This is a genomic window from Candidatus Methylospira mobilis (assembly GCF_009498235.1).
In the GTDB taxonomy this organism is placed as follows: domain Bacteria; phylum Pseudomonadota; class Gammaproteobacteria; order Methylococcales; family Methylococcaceae; genus Methylospira; species Methylospira mobilis.
Genome location: NZ_CP044205.1, coordinates 4,175,777 through 4,194,749, shown reverse-complemented (window position 1 = coordinate 4,194,749; position 18,973 = coordinate 4,175,777). Strand labels below are relative to the sequence as shown.

Sequence of the window (18,973 nt, the reverse complement as noted above, 5' to 3'; positions counted from 1 at the left end):
ACGCGCACTATTCTTTGAAAAATATGCATATAGGTTTTGATGTATCTCAAACCGGTTCCGGAAAAGCCGGCTGCGGATATTATGCTCACGCGATGCTTCAAGCCATGCTTGTGCATGCGCCGGAGTATCGCTATTCGCTTTTCCCCAGTTTTGGTGATTTCTACTTTGACGCATTAATGCCGGTTCGATCCCCATATGCAGGGAACAATGTCCATTACGGCCCGCGGCATATAACAAGGGAAATTGCTTCGGTTTTCTGGGCTAACCCCGATGTAGAGACCCAGCTGGGAATGCCGGACATCATTCATGCCAACAACTACTGGTGTCCGATTCAGCTGATGTCGAGCCGGCTTGTTTATACCTTCTACGACTTGGGTTTTGCAATCGATCCAAGCTGGACCATGGAAACTAACCGGACAGGGTGTTTCGACGGCGTTTTTCGCGCAAGTGTCGCAGCTGATTGGGTAGTTGCGATTTCGGAAGCTTCGCGAGACCATTATTTAAGGGTTTTTCCGCATTTTCCCGAAGACAGAATACGCGTCATTTACCCCTGCTCGCGATTCGTTGATTCAAATGGCGAAGGCAAGCGCCCTAAATCAATGGGAAATATTCCATCCGGAAGCTATTGGTTGAACGTGGGTACTATTGAGCCCAGAAAGAATCAGCGCTGTCTTGTAGACGCCTATGCCCGCTACATCGCTTCGGGAGGCGCGCCCATGCCTTTGGTGCTGGCCGGAGGCAAAGGCTGGCTGATGGATGACTTCAAGGAACATTTGCTTGACTTGGGGATAGCTGCGCAAGTTGTGATGACCGGCTATGTTTCTGATGACGAGTTGATATGGCTATACCGTAACTGCTATGCCAACCTTTACCCTTCACTTTTCGAAGGTTTCGGTCTGCCTGTGCTTGAGGGGATGAAATTTGGCGCGCCGACGCTGACGTCCGATACAAGCTCCATACCTGAAGTAGCGGGTGATGCGGCAATATTGCTGAATCCGGCGGATACGGCTGCATGGGCCGACAGCATGTTGCGCCTGTCACAGAACAAGGACGAACGTGAACAGTTAAAGATCAAGTCAAGGCGGCAAGCCGGAAAATTCAGTTGGCAAAGCAGTGCGACGGCACTGTTGGATTTATACCGGGAGGCCGCGATGCTTCCCAAACGACAGATGATTTAATGAAAAAAGCTTTGATAACCGGCATTACCGGACAGGACGGATCTTTTCTGGCGGAACTGCTGCTGGAGAAAGGTTACCAGGTTTACGGGCTAGTGCGGCGCGAGAGCTGGTTTCGACGGAACAATGCCAGTCATCTTGCTGATAGAATTCAGGTGATTTTTGGCGATATGTCGGAAGGCGTTGATATTTCATCTGCCTTACAGGATGCAAATCCTGACGAGATTTACAATCTTGCGTCCCAGTCCCGTCCGGGTGAGTCATGGATACGAGCGCCGGAAACGCTGTTGATCAACGGCATGGGGGCTATTCGGCTGTTCGAAGCCGCTCGCCATTTATGCCCGGAAGCACGAATTTATCATGCATCGTCTTCAGACATGTTTGGCCAGGCCAAATGTTTCCCTCAGAACGAGGATACCCCGTTTAATCCGGCCAACCCTTATGCAGCGGCCAAGGTCTACGCCCATCAAATGGTGCAGATTTATCGCGAAAGCTATCGCTTGTTTATCTCCAGCGGAATATTGTTTAATCACGAAAGCGAGCGCCGTCCGCTGCATTTTGTTACCCAAAAGATTGTCTACGGAGCCGCCTGCGCTGCTTTAGGAATAACAGATTCGCCGGATTTAAATGAAAGAGGGCATCCTATAGTCAGCGGGGGCCGCCTTGCACTGGGTAACCTTGATGTAGCGCGCGACTGGGGGCACGCAGTCGATTTCGTCCGCGCGATGTGGCTGATGCTCCAACAAGAAAAACCGGACGATTTTGTGGTCGGTACTGGAGAACTGCATACCTTGCGGGAGCTATGTGAGACTGCGTATGATCACGTCGGTCTCGAGTGGCAGGACCATGTCATCAGCGACCCTGATCTGGTTCGTCCGATGGAAACAGGGCAAACCCTTGCGGATGCAGCCAAGGCGCGCAGGATTCTTGACTGGGAGCCAACCATCAGTTTTGAGCGGATGGTCCGCGATATGGTTGCCGCTCAAATTGCGCGTCTTGAATCCCCGCCCGGATATCATTGACAGCGTTTTTATTGATGGAAATGGAACGTAAATAGATATTTTAACGGCGTTGAGCGTTTTAAATAAATCGGTCCTTCTCTTGGCAGTGCACAAAAAACAGGATTCGAGTAACATTTAGAGAGTAGTTGAAATGAAAAAGGCTTTGATTACTGGCATTACCGGCCAGGATGGCTCATATTTGGCTGAATTCCTATTGGCCAAAGGTTACGAGGTTCACGGAATCAAGCGCCGCGCCTCTTTATTCAATACGGAACGCATCGATCATATCTACGAGGATCCCCACGCTCCACATGCGCGGCTGAAGCTGCACTACGGCGATTTGACGGATACATCGAACCTGATCCGCATTTTACAGGAAGTTCAACCGGATGAAGTTTATAACCTTGGCGCGCAGTCGCATGTTGCGGTAAGTTTCGAGTCGCCGGAATATACTGCCGACGTGGATGGGATAGGCGCCTTGCGTCTGCTGGAGGGCATTCGTTTTCTGGGCTTGGAGAAGAAAACACGCTTTTACCAGGCCAGTACCTCGGAGCTGTACGGTCTGGTTCAGGAAATCCCTCAAAAGGAAACGACGCCTTTCTACCCCCGCTCTCCCTACGCCGTCGCCAAGCTATATGCTTACTGGATCACGGTCAACTATCGGGAAGCTTACGGTATCTATGCCTGTAACGGCATACTTTTCAACCACGAATCCTCACGACGTGGAGAAACCTTCGTAACCCGCAAGATTACCCGAGGTCTTGCCAATATTGCTCAGGGTCTTGATAGCTGTCTGTTCATGGGCAACATCGACGCTCTGCGCGATTGGGGACACGCCAAGGATTATGTAGAAATGCAGTGGTTGATGCTGCAGCAGGATCGGCCCGACGATTTCGTTATCGCCACCGGCAAGCAGTACGACGTACGCACATTTATTAATAAAGCTGCCGCACAGCTGGGCATCGAACTTGCTTGGGAGGGCGAGGGCGTAAATGAGCAGGGACGTATAGCCGCAATCAGTGGAGACAAAGCGCCGGCAGCGAAAGTCGGCGATATTGTCGTTAAAGTCGACCCTCGTTACTTCCGCCCCGCCGAAGTGGAAACGCTGCTTGGTGATCCGACCAAGGCCAGAGAGAAGCTGGGGTGGGTGCCAGGCATTACCCTGGACGAGATGATAGCAGAGATGGTTGCTCACGATCTGGACAAGGCCAGGCAGCACGCTTTGCTTAAAAGCCGTGGGTTCAAGGTTTCCGTGGGGCGTGAATAATGACGGCCATAGCCAAAGACGCGAAAATTTTTGTTGCCGGTCATCGGGGGATGGTCGGTTCGGCGTTGATGCGCGGCTTACAATCCAAAGGCTACCAGCACATTATTACGCGTAAGCGATCAGAGTTGGATCTGCTTGATCAACACGCCGTGTATAATTTTCTGGCGGCTGAGCAGCCCGAGTATATCTTCATGGCGGCAGCCAAAGTGGGCGGTATACACGCCAACAATACCTATCGAGCCGATTTTATTTTCGAAAATTTAACTGTCGAAACCAATGTCATCAATGGCGCATGCCGGGCGGATATTAATCGCTTATGCTTCCTCGGTTCCAGTTGTATTTATCCGCGCGATTGCCCGCAACCCATCAGGGAAGAGTACCTTTTGACAGGCCCGTTGGAGCAGACCAACGAGCCCTACGCCATCGCCAAGATCGCCGGAATCAAGCTGTGCGAGAGCTATAACCGCCAGTACGGTACTAATTATATTTCGGTTATGCCGACCAATCTTTATGGTCCCAATGACAACTACGATTTAAACAACAGCCATGTCTTGCCTGCTTTGATACGCAAGGCGCACGAAGCCAGGACGCGGGGCGATAAGGAGCTGGTCGTTTGGGGAACGGGCAAGCCTAAGCGCGAGTTTCTGTATGTTGACGACTTGGCTGACGCCTGTATTTTCCTGATGGAACGGGGCGTATTGGATGGGTTATTCAATGTGGGGACTGGCGAGGATGTAACGATATGCGAACTGGCAGAGACGGTCATGAGCGTTGTCGGTTTTAAAGGCAAGATAGTGTTCGATGCAAATATGCCGGACGGCACTCCGCGTAAACTGTTGAATGTCGACAGGATGCGTGAGCTTGGTTGGCAGTCAAAAATCTCGCTGGGCGATGGAATTGCTAAAGCCTACGCGGACTTTTTAACCCGGCCGGCCATGTAATTCGAAAAAGAGGCTGAGGCGTTCCAACCGGTCATGGCAAATTACCGCCCCTTTAACGCCGCGATCGTTTGCCATGCCCGGTTTCCCCCAACCAGCCGCTCACAGCAGAAAATGAGGGTTGATGTATGCTACACGATTTACACGGTAACGCAGAGATTCACGTATTGAAAGTCAGCATCATTACTCCTTCTTTTAATCAAGGGCAATTCATAGAACGTACGCTGCAAAGCGTCGCAGATCAGACGGGCGCTGAAATCGAACATGTCGTGTTCGATGGCGGCAGCACCGACAAGACTATTGATATATTAAAGCGCTACGGCTCTTCCATACGCTGGGAGTCTCGGAAGGATAAAGGACAAGCCGATGCAGTCAATAAAGGCATTAGCGCAACCGATGGAGATATTATCGGCTGGTTGAACTCCGATGATATTTATTATCCCGGCGCTATTGCGAAAATAGTCGCATTCTTCAACGATCATCCGGACATCGATCTGGTATATGGGATGGCCGATCATATAGATACTGAAGATAAAGTGTTCGAGTCCTATCCAACCGAGCCATGGAGTTATCAGCGTCTGAAGGAAACCTGTATTATTTGCCAGCCTGCTGCGTTTTTCCGGCGTAGCGTCGTGGAGCAACTCGGGCTATTGGACGAAACGTTGAATTATTGTATGGATTACGAATATTGGCTGCGCCTTGCCGAGCACGGCATCCGCTTCGCTTATCTCGAAGGCAAGCTTGCCGGATCAAGATTGTACGCAGAAAACAAAACCCTGAGCGCACGCGTCGCAGTCCGTGAAGAAATAAACGACATGTTCAAAAAAAAATTCGGGGCTGTGCCTATCCCCTGGCTATGTAATTATGCCCATGTGGTTGTTGGATCGCGAATCGGAAGGATATCTCTTCCGATTTTCCATGCGCCTGAAGTGGGCATACGCGCGATACTGGCGGAACTGCGCTGGAACAAGCGGGTTACTTTTGCGATGTTGAAGCACTTTTTACGCAGGATATAATCTCCGTATGCACCCTGCAGCATCAAAAGCGGAGTATGAATGCCTGGGGAGGAAATTGGCGAAATCGCCGTTGTTCCGATTGGCGCGTTTCCACGTGTAACGCCAGACTCGCCTCTCTTCTTCTACATCAAACGCTGAACAGTTACCCTTTTTGCTGGTATAAAATCAGCGCTTATCCGGGCGAATAAACATATATGAAAGTCATACTAGCCGTAAACGCCATCAAACCGCCTCTAACGGGTATCGGACGATATAACTGGGAGCTGGCAACGCGTATTCCGTCTATTCCCGGGGTGGAAGACGTGCGCTTCCTTCGGGGCGGTAGAGGTCAGTGGGTAAAAGATATTGATGCGTTACTGCAAGGATCGGCAATAAAAATTGCGGCCAGGCGCAGTTTGTTGCGCAGTTCCACTGTGGTCGCCTCATACCGGATTTTAACAACTATCCTGTTGCGTCAGCGCTTGCGCCCTTACGCCGATTATATTTTTCATGGACCGAATTTCTACTTGCCTCAATGTTCCGGCCCGGCCATCGCCACCATTCATGATCTTTCCATTTTTCGTTACCCGCAGTTCCATCCGCCTGAACGGGTTGCTTTCATGGAGAAAGAGGTTGCGGTCTCTTTGGAGCGGGCAAATTTTCTGATTACCGATTCGGAATTCGTTCGCCAGGAAGTGATCGAGTTCTTCGGTTGGCCGGAGCACAAGGTTTGTTCCGTGCCATTAGGCGTTACAGAGGATTTTCATCCGCGCAATCGTGAGCAGACTGCCGAAGTATTGGGCCGGTTCGGTCTTGAGTATGGAGGTTATACCTTTTGCGTAGCGACCATAGAGCCGAGAAAAAATATCGCGGCTTTACTGAGCGCTTACGGGGAGTTGCCCGAAGCCTTACGCAAGCGTTACCCTTTGGTGCTGGCTGGCGATAAAGGATGGCTAAGCAAGCCGATACATCGGAGCATAGAGCAGGCGCAAAGCGAGGGGTGGTTGCGTTACCTTGGTTTTGTGCCGGAAAGCGACTTGCCGGCAATTTTTTCCGGCGCGCGCGGATTTGCTTATCCTTCTTTGTATGAGGGTTTTGGGCTGCCTGTACTCGAAGCCATGGCCAGCGGTATTCCCGCGCTTATTTCCAATCGTTCTTCATTGCCGGAAGTCGCCGCGGACGCGGCGCTGATTGTTGAAGCGAACGATATTCGTGAAATCTCAGATAATCTGCGTATATTGTTGGAAGACGAGCAGTGGCGTAACGTTGCTGTTAAAAAATCGCTGGAGGTGGCATCAAGATATTCCTGGCAGTCGACAGCGCAAAAAACAGTTGATGTTTACCGCATGGTTGCCGACGGAAACTTTGCGCTTGGGGGAAGCGCTTAAGCCTTTCGGCTCCGTTCGTCTTGCGCTTGTAGCCGCAACGAAGTTACTCCGGGCAGTTTTCGAATCCGGACGCAAGAAATGCGCCTGACTGAAGTTCTGGCGGGTGACGAAAGCCCGCCAGGAAATGGAAATCATATAATGCTGGCGCCGGGAACCGGTGGGTTAAGCAAAGCCCTTCAATGCCAAGCTATGGCTTGCGAATAATGCAGTTATTCGGCTAGCGTTGTATCTCTCTACTGCAGGAGCTGGCTTTAGCCAGCTCCTGCAAAATTGCCTCATTCGAAGATTACATTGCAGTCCCATTTAATGATGGGTCTTCCGAAGAAGACTCTAATGAGCTGAATAGTTACCGAATACTTTTATAATAATTAAGCAGGCCGTTGGTGGATGAATCATGGTCGCCGACAGGTTGATCGTCGTCCAATTGCGGCAATATCTTGCGGGCAAGATGCTTGCCCAGCTCCACTCCCATCTGGTCGAAGGAGTTGATATTCCATATTACACCCTGCACATAAATTTTATGTTCGTATAACGCAATTAACGACCCCAGCGTTTGCGGCGATAATTTCCGGTACAGGAATGAATTGGACGGCTTATTGCCGATAAAGGTTTTTGCCCGGGCCAAGGCGTCGACTTTCGACGGAGCAACGCCTTGCTTTTCAAGTTCGCGGCGCGCTTCCTCGGTAGTGCGCCCCATCATCAGCGCTTCGGTCTGCGCCAGAAAATTGGATACCAGTATGGCGTGATGGTCTCCGACATGGTGATGGCTTTGAGCCGCAGCAAGAAAATCGCAGGGTACCAGCTTACTGCCCTGATGCAACAGCTGATAGAAAGCGTGCTGGCCGTTAGTACCCGGTTCCCCGAAAATTATCGGTCCGGTGCTGTATGAAATCGGCTGCGCATTGATATCGACGGATTTGCCGTTGCTTTCCATGTCGGCCTGTTGCAAATAGTCGGTCAGGTACTCCAGGTTTTGATCGTACGGCAGCACGGCGTGCGTTTCCGCTCCCATGAAGTTGTTGTACCAGATGCCCAGCAGCCCCATGATAACGGGTATGTTTTTATCGAAGTCGGCCGTCCGGAAATGCTGGTCAACACGCTCGGCTCCGGTCAGTAATTCTTCGAAATGGTCCATGCCGATCATGACTGCAATAGGCAAACCGATTGCGGACCACATGGAATAACGCCCGCCTACCCAGTCCCAGAACTCGAACATATGGCTGGTGTCTATGCCGAAATCATGAACTCTTTCGGCGTTGGTGGAAACGGCCACGAAATGTTTTGCAATCGCCGTCTCATCCGGCGCCTTGGACAGGAGCCAGTCGCGGGCAGAATGCGCATTGGCCATGGTTTCCTGGGTGCTGAAGGTCTTGGAGGCTACGATGAACAGCGTAGTTTCCTGGTCCAGTGTGCGCAAGTTATTCAACAGATCGTTTTCATCGATATTCGAGACGAAGTGGGCGCGCAATCCGGGTTGAATATAAGGCGTCAAGGCCTTGACGACCATTTTTGGACCCAGGTCGGACCCGCCGATACCGATATTGACAATATCGGTGATCGGCTTGCCGGTATAGCCGCGCCATGCGTGCGAACGGACCCGCTCGCTGAATTCGCGCATTTGCTTCAACACGCGGTTGATGTCAGGCATTACATCGCGGCCATCAACCATAACCGGCGTATTGGCGCGGTTCCTGAGTGCGGTATGCAGTACTGCTCTGCTTTCGGTGACATTGATTTTTTCACCGGAAAACATAGCGGCAATTTTTTGCTTGAGTTGCGCGTCATCGGCCAGCTTCAACAGCAAAGGCAATGTGTCATCGGTAATGCGGTTTTTTGAGTAGTCGAAAAGAATATCGTCCAGATTTATTGAATACCGATCGAAGCGACTGGGGTCGGCCTCAAACAAGTCCCTGAGGTGCAGATCGGCAATTATCTGTTCGTGGCTTTGCAGGGCAAGCCAGGCGGCGGATTCGGTAACGACGGGCATGTTGGAGTTATCCTGTTGGTGCTGTTTTATTATTGGAAAATGCTTCAATACCGTTCGGCGCCCGCTTCATGAGCGTCATGGCGGAAAGACAGTTTTCAGTGCGCGTATTCTAGCCGTTAAAGTATGACGAGTTCCACGGTTTTAAAGGCAAACTTCTCCACAAATGCGGCTCGGGTAAAAGCGGAGCGGCGGATAGCGTTATAATGCGGCTATTTACCGTAGGAATACGCATGAAACAGGTACATAAACCTTGGGGTGGCCGTTTTACCGAAGCGACCGACGCTTTTGTCGAAGCGTTTACCGCATCAATCGAATTCGATAAGCGCCTGGCGGATTACGATATCATGGGCTCCATTGCACACGCCAAGATGCTGAACCGTATCGGCATACTCAACGACCGGGAGAAAGATGGTATTGTACAAGGCCTGAACGTCATCCGCCAAAAGATAAGCGACGGCGATTTCGTCTGGTCGATCGGGCTGGAAGATGTACATATGAACATCGAAGCGCAGTTGACACGGGATATCGGTGAGGCGGGGAAAAAGCTGCACACCGGACGTTCCCGCAATGATCAGGTGGCTACCGATATCCGGTTATTCCTGCGTGATCAAATCGATGAAATCCGCACCTGGATCGCGCAATTGCAAACCGCGCTGATCGATTTGGCCGAGCGTGAAGCAGACACCATCATGCCCGGCTTTACACACTTGCAGGTGGCGCAGCCCATTACCTTCGGACACCACATGCTGGCATGGAACGAAATGCTGTCGCGCGACTACGAGCGTCTGGGCGATTGCCGCAAACGCGTCAACGTCATGCCGCTGGGTTCTGCCGCGCTTGCCGGAACCCCTTATCCGCTGGATCGCACTTATGTGTCCGAGCTGCTCGGTTTCGAACAGCCTTCGCTCAATTCGCTGGACGCTGTCAGCGACCGCGATTTCGCCATTGAGTTTTGCGCGGCGGCCAGCATCATCATGATGCATTTGTCGCGTTTTTCCGAAGAATTGATACTGTGGACCAGCGCTCAGTTCGGTTTCATCGACCTGCCGGACGCTTTCTGTACCGGATCGTCGATCATGCCGCAGAAAAAGAACCCCGACGTACCCGAGCTGATACGCGGCAAATCGGGGCGGGTATACGGTCATTTATTCGCTCTGCTGACCTTGATGAAAAGCCAGCCGCTGGCCTACAACAAGGATAACCAGGAAGACAAGGAGCCGCTGTTCGACACAGTGGATACCCTGGTTAATTCGTTGCGCGCCTTCGCCGGAATGATGCCGCATGTACAGCCGCGCCGCGAAGCCATGCGCGAGTCGGCGCGCAAAGGCTATGCTACGGCGACCGACCTTGCCGATTATCTGGTTGGCAAGGGACTTGCGTTTCGCGACGCGCATGAGGTGGTAGGGAAAGCTGTTCAACTGGGAATAGCCGGTTCGCGCGACTTATCCGAACTAGGATTGCAGGAGCTGCAAGCGCTTTCCGGTATCATCGAAGCTGATGTTTATCAGGTGTTGACGCTGGAAGGTTCCGTCGCCGCGCGTGATTTGCCGGGCGGCACCGCACCGAGGCGCGTGCGCGAAGCGGCGCGTCTGGCCAGGGAAAAATTGAATGGCGGCAGGAAATAATCCGTCCGTACCATCTATATCCCTGCTATTGGCAGCAGCATACTAATCTGCAATCCGCCGTTTTTGCGATTGCGCGCCGTTATGCTGCCGCCATGGGCTACGATGGTCTGGCGCGCGATAGCCAAACCGAGGCCGTAGCCTTTTGCTTCTTCGTCCTTGCCGCGCTGTTCGCGGAAACGCATGAAGGGTTCAAAAATGGCTTTTAATGCAATTTCCGGTATGCCGGGCCCGTCATCGGTTACATCTATGCGCAACCAATGATCCTGCTTCGCGACAGTGATATTGATGCGCGTCCCGTCGAAAGTGTGCGCTATAGCGTTTCGGATGATATTTTCAAACGCACGATGCAGTAAATCCGGACGTCCACGAATTAATGTCTTGGTGGATACCGCGAGTTCGATTTCGCAGTTTCGCGTTGCGGCTTCGAAACGCGCATCAGCAACAATTTCATCGATCAGCTCCGCCACATCGACATTGTCTTCTTCTCCCGGCAGAAAAGTGCGCGCTTCCAAACGGGATAAAGTGAGTAATTCGTCTACCAGTCTAACAATCCGCTCCGATTCGCGCTGTATGCGCTCGATACTGGCGGCGGTTCTATCCGGCTGCTGCTGAGCAAGATCGATTGCAAGCTGAATGCGCGCCAGTGGAGAGCGAATCTCGTGGGAAACATCATGCAAAAGCCGGCGCTGACTGTCCATCAGGATGGTCAGCTGTTCGGCAGTACGGTCGAAGTCGCGCCCTAGATCGGCCAATTCATCCTGACGCCCTTCCATTTGCGGCGCAAGGCGCACATCGAAGTTTCCATGCGCCATTGTTTCGAACGCCCGTCTAAGCCCGAGTACCGGGCGGGAAATGTGACGCGCCAGCAGCAGGGCAAGCGCCAGACTGACAATCAGTCCTACGCCGATCGGCAATAGCGGAAACTCGCGAAAGCCGGGCGGTGGAGGCGGCGGGTGGCGGTCATGCGGCATGACGGCGGAAGGTATCGAGCCGGTTTGCGGTGTGGGCTGCTGATTCCATGTTTCCGGGGGCGTCCAGTCCGGGTGATGTGGCGGCCAATGTTGCGGTTCATGCAGCCAGAACAGGCCGCTGACGGCAGCGACATTGATTATCTGCGCTAATAAAATGACCAGAAAGAATTTCCAGAATAAACGTCCCACGCGTTACTCCCTGATAAGCAGATAGCCTTGACGAATGACGGTCTGAATACAGGAGCGTCCGTCGGCCAAAAGTCCCAGTTTTTCGCGGATGCGGCTCATGTGCACTTCAATGCTGCGGTCGAATTTCGCCAGCGGACGTCCCAGACCATTTTCCGACAGCGTTTGCTTGCTGACCGTGGCGCCGGCATTGCGAGCCAGTATTTCCAGCAGATTAAATTCGGTGCTGGTGAGGTCCAGTGGTGCGCCGCACCATAGCGCGCGCCGCTGTTGCGGCCACAAAACCAGATTGCCGGTAGTGATGGGCTGATGGTTGTCCGCAGGATTCGGCTCCATGCGACGTAGTATCGCTCTGATGCGCGCCGCCAGTTCGCGAGCGGTGCACGGTTTCGGAACATAATCATCTGCGCCCAGTTCCAGACCGATAATACGGTCGGTGTCGTCCCCTCTTGCGGTAAGCATGATGACCGGTATCTGGCTTTGCTGACGGATCTGTTTGAGTACCTCAATGCCATTGGTGCCGGGCATCATGACATCCAGAACGACCAGCGCAAATTCGCCGCCGAGCGCGAGAGGGAGCCCTTTTTCGCCGTTATGGGCGGTGGTGACGGCGAAGCCGTCGCGGCTCAAATAATCGGCCAGCATTTCGACCAGTTCGGCGTCATCGTCTATCAGCAAAACCTTGCTCATTGTATTTTTCGGGTGTAGTTCAATCCGTTAATGATAGGCAAGCTTATGCCCGAAATTCGCAGTTGGAGCAGGGGATTTACCTTTTTTTACATTTAACTGCAGGCAGGTCGCATCTTAACAATTTTTTAATTTATTTAACCCGTTTCACCGCTTACTTTTCTTGAGAGCGGGTCGATAATGAATTCGCATAACGAGCGGATGAACGGATTCTGTCCGGATACGAAGTCCTCCTCCCTACACCTTATTCAGGAGAGCAACAATGAGCATTTCTTCGGTTTCAAACACCAGCGACTGGTGGTCTCGGCTTAGCAGTCTGAGTCAATCCAGCGCTACTACCGGCACCGGCAGCACCAGCAGCACCGGTGGTGCGCAGCCACCGCCCGGACCACCACCGAGCGGCGGTCTTCAGAACTCCATTTTGAGCGCGTTGGAGTCGCTGTCCAGCAGCAGTTCGACGTCGACCAGCAGTTCGGATTCGTCGAGCAGCTCGACGGACTCATCTTCAACGAGTTCCTTGAGTTCGTCGCAGCAGCAGGCGCTTGCCGTTTTCATGCAAAACCTGATGCAGGCCCTGCACTCGCAGAGCAGCGGCGGTTCGTCGAGCAGCGGCACGGACAGCGATGGTGATAGCGATGGCAGTAGCAGCACGTCGTCCGTCTCCGGTGCGGGTGGAAACCCTCCGTCCCAGCCGAATATATCGAAAGACTTGCAAAGCCTGATCAGCGAGCTTTCCTCGTCTTCGAGTTCCTCGTCGGGCGGCTCTTCGTCTTCGAGCGATTTGTCTTCCCTGGAGTCCAGTTTTCAGACCCTGGCGAGTTCTTTGGGAATTACCGGCAGCAATGCGACCTTGAGTAATTTTTTGTCGGCTTTTGCCAATAATCTGCCGAGCAGCGGCAACGGCTCCCTGTCGGGCAATGCCGTCAGTACTTTGGCCTAGTGTGCATAAGGCTTTCAGGCCGCGTATCGACTATAACCGATACGCGGATTCTTTGTCGATGACGCTTCGCTTCAAGTAAATAACAGCAGCGCTTTTTTAACAGTCGCGGCAACTCCTCAGCCGGCTTGCCTCGTTTGGCGAGGCTATTTTGCGCGAATATAGAGAACCTTCTGATTTGCGCCTTCCGCCTGTCGCTCTTCCGTGACGAAGAGATCGGTTTTCGCCTTGACGAGATCGGAAAGCTTCCTGTAGCCGTATAACCGGGAATCAAAGTCCGGTTGCAGCTTGGTAAGGTAGTTCCCGAAGGTGCTGAGATGCGTCCATCCGGCATCGTCAATGGACTGTTCCAGGGCAGTTATGAGAAATTCCTTTGGAAATAGAGGCTTGTAATCTGTTTCTTCGGCAGGCGCCTGAGCTGGAGAGGACTTTTTTCCGCGCTTGGTTTTAAGTGGCTGTGCGACCGGCTCGGCTGCAGTGCCTGGACGCAGTACTTCGGTAAACACGAATTTGTGGCAGGCATTGCGGAAAGCTTCAGGCGTTTTCCTTTCGCCAAATCCCAGCACTGTAAGCCCTTCTTCTCGTAACCTCATAGCCAGTCCGGTGAAATCGCTGTCGCTGGTAATCAGGCAAAAGCCGTCAAAATTTCGCGTGTATAACAAGTCCATGGCATCGATTATCAGCGTGCTGTCTGTGGCATTCTTGCCGGTGGTATATGCAAACTGTTGAACCGGTTTGATGGCATATCGCTGGAGAACCCTTTTCCAGGAAGCGCTTGCGGGGGATGTGAAGTCGCCGTATATGCGCCGGACAGTGGCCTCTCCGAATCTTGCGATTTCGGCCAGAAGACCTTCTATGACGGTCGCCTGAGCATTGTCGGCGTCGATTAGAACCGCCAATCGGAGAGCAGGCTCTTCGGATTCGATTTTTGCAGCTGGTCGTTGGGATATCATCGGGACTCCGGTTTTTGGGGGCGGAACAGGAATCGGCCTTGCGGATTTGCTCCACACAATACCGGATATACCGGACAACGTCTAACCGCATAGCGATCTCCTGGCCAAAAAGCAGTGCTATGGGCAAATAAATACAACGTTTACACAGACAGCCGGTTTGTGTGAAACTGCATCTACTTGTACACGAACCTTAGGCACACTTTACACCGCCCCTCCAAGGGGCTGTCGGGCGCATCAAATGGATTCAGACATTTCGTTGAAAAATCGGCTTTGTTCAGTGAAATGCGTTGCGGATCTAGGTAGTTGGGTATTGGAGCTGAGCAGCGGAAGAATGCGCTGGTGCGAGCAAGCCTGCCGTATACTGGAAGTCGACTCGCCTCAAAGCATTTCTGATTACGGTGCTTTCCTCGCTCTGATCCACCCTGATGATCGCATCGCTGCGGCTCAAGGCTATAGAGCCGCAGAGCCGCGCATGCGCTCCCCGAGCCTGCCGAGATGGGACACCGTTTGCGCATGCCGGACGGGCGCATCAAATACGTTCATGTACATTATCTGACCGAGCAGGATCAGGATTTGAATCCGGTTCTGGTAGTCGGGTCGCTGCAGGATATTACCGCATTCAAAAAATCCGAAGAGGCGTTGCGGCTCAGCGAAGAGCGCCTCAGGCAGGCGTTGCGCGTTACCGGCGCCGGTGTTTTCGATCATAATCACGATAAGGATATCATCTACTGGTCGGGCGAGCAGCGTGCATTGCATGGCTGGGGCGGCAATGAATGGATCAGTTTGCAGACGTTTTTCAAATGCGTGCATCCTGAAGATCGCGAGCGTATCGTTGCCGCTGTAGCGTGCGCGCACATCCCGGATGGAGACGGGTTACTTGATGTCGAATATCGCGTCGTTCACCGTGATGGCGGCGTGCGCTGGCTGTCCACGCGCTCTCAAACCCTTTTTGACGGGCGGCACGCAATGCGACGCGCCGTGCGCACCATCGGCGCATCGCGCGATATTACCGACAGCAAGCGCGTAGAAATGGAGCAGCGTATAGCCGCAACCGCTTTTCAGACTCAGGAAGGCATCATCATTACCGAGTTTGATCATCGCATCGTGCGGGTCAACCGCGCGTTTACCGAGATAACCGGGTACGAAGCCGAAGAAGTCATAGGCAAGAAGCCTTCCGTTTTGAAGTCGGGACGCCACGACGAGTCGTTTTATCGGGATATGCTGGTATCGCTGCTGCGTAGCGGATTTTGGCAAGGGGAGGTCTGGGGGACCGGCATAAACAGGGCCATTGTTACCCCAAGTGGCTCAGAATTACCGCAGTGCGCGGAGACGACGGACGAACGACGCATTATGTGGGTAATTTTGCCGATATCAGCGAGCGCAAGGCGGCAGAAGAAAAAATCCATAATCTGGCGTTTTATGATGCGCTTACGCGGCTGCCCAACCGGAACCGCCTGTTGGCGTATCTGGATCGTGTGATTAAGTACTGTAATCAGGGCAAAAGTTGCGGAGCTTTGCTGTTTCTCGATCTGGATAATTTCAAGACGCTTAACGATATCAAGGGGCATCCTGTCGGCGATGAACTGCTGGCGGACGTTGCCCAGCAGTTGCTCGGTATTCAGGCGGCTAATGATCAGGTCTTTGTGGCGCGTCTGGGCGGCGACGAATTCGGAATTTTGTTGCAGGGCTTGAACCGTGAGCGGGACGATGTGCTGGCCCGGATCAACGGTTTGGCCGAAAAAATACTGGCGCTGTTCAGAGCGCCATATATTTTAAGTTCGGGGATTTATCACAGCACGACAAGCATAGGCATTGCTTTTTCCGAACCCGGCATCACCGCGCATGCGATGCTCGCGCGCCGATACCGCCATGTATCAGGCGAAAGACGCCGGGAAAAACACCTATCGTATCTTCGATCCGGCGATACAGCAGGCCCTGGAAAAGCGCGCGGAACTCGAAACCGGATTGCGGCAGGCGGTGAGAGGGTTACAGTTAACGCTGTTATATCAAAATCAGGTAGACGAAGACGGACGCCTTATCGGCGTGGAGGCCTTGCTGCGCTGGCAGCATCCCTTGCTCGGCGAGGTGCCGCCGATGGAGTTTATTCCCCTGGCCGAAGAAACCGGGTTTATTCTCGATATCGGTAAGTGGGTGCTGGAAGCTGCCTGCGCGCAATTGATGCGCTGGAGCCGCAAGCCGGAAACGCAACGCTTGAGCGTGGCGGTGAATGTCAGCGTCAGGCAGTTTTATCAGCCCGGTTTTGTCGATCAGGTACGGGGCATTGCCGCGCAATACGCCATCGACCCCGCGTTGCTCAAGCTGGAGCTGACTGAAAGCATCGTACTGCAGAATGTCGAGGAAGCCATCGCTGAGCTTAAGGTTTTGGGCGTAACGCTGTCCATGGATGACTTTGGCACTGGTTATTCCTCGCTCAGTTATCTCAAGCAACTGCCTTTCGATCAGGTGAAAATTGATAAAAGCTTCGTGCAAGGCATCGGATATAATTCCAACGATATTTTTATCGTATCGACCGTGATTACGCTTGGGCGGCTACTGGGTATGAGCGTCATCGCCGAAGGCGTGGAAGACATCAAGCAATATGAGCATTTGAGGGAGCTGGGTTGTAAATTGTTTCAGGGTTACTATTTTGGCAGGCCGAAACCGGCTGATGAGTTGTCGTTCTGAATACGTCCGGTTTCGTTCTGCTGCTCGCGCAACATGCCGGCATGATGGCGCGCTCGCTGGCGCGGGCCGGTATCAGAGCGAACGCGATTGATCGTTTCGGCGATGCGGATTTGTGCGCATATGTGAACCGGCATGTACGATTGGATCTGAACGAAGAGCAAGCCTTGCAGCAAACCGTAGACTTGCTGGCTCCGCCGGGCTGCGGTCATGGTCTGATAATCGGCAGCGGCGTCGATATGTATCCGCAGCGGGTAAGGCGATTCGCCGAAGGGCGTACGTTGCTGGGTAATAGCCCGGAAATTCTGGCGCAGATCAATACGCCGTCCGCCTTTTTCGAATTGCTGGATCGCTTGTCCATTGCTTATCCGGAAACAAGCTGTTTACCACCAGTGAATGCGGATGGCTGGCTATTCAAACGCGGTTGCAGCGAGGGCGGCAAGGGTGTAGCCTTCTGCGCACCGAAGCACTTGGTCCCGACGGATAATAGGGCGCCAAATATATCCTACGGTTACTTTCAGCGCTATATTCCGGGCGAGGCGATGTCTGCTTTGTTCCTGGCGCATGCGGGTCGGGCGCAAGTTTTCGGCTTTAACACGCTCTGGTGCGAAACGACGCCCGATACGCCTTTTTTGTTCGCGGGCGCGGTGAGCTGTGCTGATTTGACGCATGCGCAACGAGATCAGGTCTGCGATTATATAGAGCGTATCGTTGCAGCGTGCGCGCTGGTGGGTTTGAACAGCCTGGACTTTGTGCTGGATCAAGGCCGGGTGCGCGTGCTGGAGTTGAACCCTCGTCCGAGCGCAACCTTGATGTTGTACGACGAGTTGTTGCCCGAAGGGTTGATGTGGATGCACATCCAGGCTTGCAGGGGCAACGTTGCGCAGGCTTGGGCCAAAGACGGTCGTGTAAGGGCGTTTCGGATAGTATACGCACCGCGCGCCATGATTGTACCTTTTGGGTTTTCCTGGCCGGCATGGTGTTTTGATCGCCCTGATGCTGGCGCGCGGATTGCCGGGAACGAGCCATTATGCACAATAACGACGCAGCATACGGTATTAAAGATTTCCGATGCGGCGTCGGCCGCAATTTTGCTGGAACAGCGCGCGCTGGCGCTGCTGGCCTCGCTGGGAGATTGCTCCTGCGCCATAAATTGAAGAGATTGATTAACAGAGAGGGAATCCATGTCTACACCCATTAGCGTCAATGCCTATGCCATGCCGATTGTGCGGCACCTGGTTGCCAACGCCGACCAGTATCGCCTGAATATCAGCAGACTGGGAAACGGCGCAATCATTATCGATGCCGGCATCCAGAGTCCGGGGTCGCTCGAAGCAGGGCGCCTTATTGCGGAAATCTGCATGGGCGGGCTGGCTAAGGTAACGCTGACGCACAGCAGCACGTTTAGACTATGGCCGCTGATGGTCAACGTGCATTCCACCAACCCGGTTCTTTCCTGTCTTGGGAGCCAATATGCCGGCTGGAGCCTGTCGCATGGTGAAGGCAAAGGCGCTTTTCATGCGCTCGGTTCAGGTCCCGCGCGTGCGATGGCGGTTAAAAAGAGGAGTGGGGCCGATGAGCCGGTGGAAGCGCTTTACAATGAACTGGCCTACCGTGATCGGGGGGAAGAGACGGTTATCGTGCTGGAGGTCGACAAAATACCGCCGGTTGAACTGATAGACAAGGTTGCCGCCGCCACTCAGCTTCCCCCTGAGCAGATTACCGTTATTCTGACGCCTACCAGCAGTCTGGCCGGCTGCATGCAGGTGGTGGCGCGCGTGCTCGAAGTATCGCTGCACAAGGCGCACTCGCTGCATTTTCCGTTGGAGCACATCGTCGACGGTACCGGCTATGCTCCGGTACCTCCGCCTCATCCCGATTTCATCAAGGCGATGGGGCGTACCAACGACGCCATTTTGTTTGGCGGCACCGTCCATTTGTTTGTGAAAGGCAGTGACGATGCAGCGGAAGCTCTGGCAAATAATCTGCCGAGCTCGGTTTCGCGCGATTATGGCAAGCCGTTTGCCGAAATATTCAAGGAATATAAATACGACTTTTTCAAAGTCGACGCCATGCTGTTCAGTCCGGCGCGCGTCATTGTGACCGCGATCGAGTCGGGACGCAGCTTCCATGCCGGCGCTTTGGACGAAGCTTTGCTGGATCGCTCTTTCGGAGAGTGAT

General features: G+C 53.3%; 16 protein-coding genes and 1 pseudogene. 13 read left to right on the top strand and 4 right to left on the bottom strand.

Annotated features, from left to right (window positions below; translation table 11 throughout):
- Positions 1-23 precede the first annotated feature (23 nt).
- From F6R98_RS19165 to F6R98_RS19140, 6 genes are all read left to right on the top strand, one after another.
- Positions 24-1,178, top strand: a complete 1,155-nt coding sequence (locus tag F6R98_RS19165) for a glycosyltransferase family 4 protein (protein ID WP_153250435.1) — start codon at positions 24-26, stop codon at positions 1,176-1,178.
- Entirely contained in the window at positions 1,178-2,197 is a 1,020-nt protein-coding gene (locus tag F6R98_RS19160) for a GDP-mannose 4,6-dehydratase (protein ID WP_153250434.1), read from the top strand. The genes F6R98_RS19165 and F6R98_RS19160 overlap by 1 nt, the downstream gene beginning before the upstream one ends.
- 130 nt (positions 2,198-2,327) lie before the next feature.
- Positions 2,328-3,443, top strand: a complete 1,116-nt coding sequence (gene gmd / locus F6R98_RS19155) for a GDP-mannose 4,6-dehydratase (RefSeq protein ID WP_153250433.1) — start codon at positions 2,328-2,330, stop codon at positions 3,441-3,443.
- Complete coding sequence (locus F6R98_RS19150; RefSeq protein ID WP_194270027.1) at positions 3,443-4,384, top strand: GDP-L-fucose synthase family protein; 942 nt, start codon at positions 3,443-3,445, stop codon at positions 4,382-4,384. Before gmd ends, F6R98_RS19150 begins: the two co-directional genes overlap by 1 nt.
- Positions 4,385-4,509: 125 nt before the next feature.
- Positions 4,510-5,397: a glycosyltransferase family 2 protein gene (locus F6R98_RS19145; protein WP_194270026.1), complete on the top strand. Its 888-nt coding sequence runs from the start codon at positions 4,510-4,512 to the stop codon at positions 5,395-5,397.
- 194 nt (positions 5,398-5,591) lie between these two features.
- On the top strand, positions 5,592-6,764 hold the full coding sequence (locus F6R98_RS19140; RefSeq protein WP_153250432.1) for a glycosyltransferase family 4 protein: 1,173 nt from the start codon (positions 5,592-5,594) through the stop codon (positions 6,762-6,764).
- Positions 6,765-7,110: 346 nt separating this feature from the next.
- Here F6R98_RS19140 and pgi read toward each other — a convergent pair whose 3' ends face one another.
- On the bottom strand, positions 7,111-8,751 hold the full coding sequence (gene pgi, locus F6R98_RS19135; protein WP_153250431.1) for a glucose-6-phosphate isomerase: 1,641 nt from the start codon (positions 8,749-8,751) through the stop codon (positions 7,111-7,113).
- A gap of 230 nt (positions 8,752-8,981) precedes the next feature.
- Here pgi and argH point away from each other — a divergent pair, with 230 nt between their 5' ends.
- Complete coding sequence (gene argH / locus F6R98_RS19130; protein ID WP_153250430.1) at positions 8,982-10,376, top strand: argininosuccinate lyase; 1,395 nt, start codon at positions 8,982-8,984, stop codon at positions 10,374-10,376.
- Between the two features lie 14 nt (positions 10,377-10,390).
- On the opposite strand, the gene F6R98_RS19125 is transcribed toward argH, so the two are convergent.
- Together F6R98_RS19125 and F6R98_RS19120 are read right to left on the bottom strand one after the other, a co-directional pair.
- Positions 10,391-11,536, bottom strand: coding sequence for a sensor histidine kinase (locus F6R98_RS19125; RefSeq protein ID WP_153250429.1), 1,146 nt, complete (start codon positions 11,534-11,536; stop codon positions 10,391-10,393).
- A gap of 3 nt (positions 11,537-11,539) precedes the next feature.
- Positions 11,540-12,223: a response regulator transcription factor gene (locus tag F6R98_RS19120; protein WP_153250428.1), complete on the bottom strand. Its 684-nt coding sequence runs from the start codon at positions 12,221-12,223 to the stop codon at positions 11,540-11,542.
- 259 nt (positions 12,224-12,482) lie between these two features.
- Here F6R98_RS19120 and F6R98_RS19115 point away from each other — a divergent pair, with 259 nt between their 5' ends.
- Positions 12,483-13,160: a hypothetical protein gene (locus F6R98_RS19115; protein WP_153250427.1), complete on the top strand. Its 678-nt coding sequence runs from the start codon at positions 12,483-12,485 to the stop codon at positions 13,158-13,160.
- A 143-nt stretch (positions 13,161-13,303) separates the two neighbouring features.
- Here F6R98_RS19115 and F6R98_RS19110 read toward each other — a convergent pair whose 3' ends face one another.
- Positions 13,304-14,110, bottom strand: a complete 807-nt coding sequence (locus F6R98_RS19110; RefSeq protein ID WP_153250426.1) for an NYN domain-containing protein — start codon at positions 14,108-14,110, stop codon at positions 13,304-13,306.
- Positions 14,111-14,605: 495 nt separating this feature from the next.
- Here F6R98_RS19110 and F6R98_RS19105 point away from each other — a divergent pair, with 495 nt between their 5' ends.
- The 5 genes and pseudogenes from F6R98_RS19105 (at position 14,606) to mch (ending at position 18,972) form a co-directional block, all read left to right on the top strand.
- Entirely contained in the window at positions 14,606-15,589 is a 984-nt protein-coding gene (locus tag F6R98_RS19105) for a PAS domain-containing protein (protein ID WP_153250425.1), read from the top strand.
- Positions 15,568-15,882: pseudogene (locus tag F6R98_RS22925) on the top strand (diguanylate cyclase domain-containing protein); the annotation flags it as partial. The gene F6R98_RS19105 and the pseudogene F6R98_RS22925, both read left to right, overlap by 22 nt.
- A 70-nt stretch (positions 15,883-15,952) precedes the next feature.
- Positions 15,953-16,795 (top strand): putative bifunctional diguanylate cyclase/phosphodiesterase, encoded by an 843-nt coding sequence (locus tag F6R98_RS19095; RefSeq protein ID WP_153250424.1) that lies wholly within the window; start codon positions 15,953-15,955, stop codon positions 16,793-16,795.
- A 41-nt stretch (positions 16,796-16,836) separates the two neighbouring features.
- Positions 16,837-17,949, top strand: a complete 1,113-nt coding sequence (locus F6R98_RS19090) for an ATP-grasp domain-containing protein (RefSeq protein WP_153250423.1) — start codon at positions 16,837-16,839, stop codon at positions 17,947-17,949.
- Between the two features lie 27 nt (positions 17,950-17,976).
- On the top strand, positions 17,977-18,972 hold the full coding sequence (gene mch / locus F6R98_RS19085) for a methenyltetrahydromethanopterin cyclohydrolase (RefSeq protein WP_153250422.1): 996 nt from the start codon (positions 17,977-17,979) through the stop codon (positions 18,970-18,972).
- The last annotated feature ends 1 nt before the right edge of the window (position 18,973 follow it).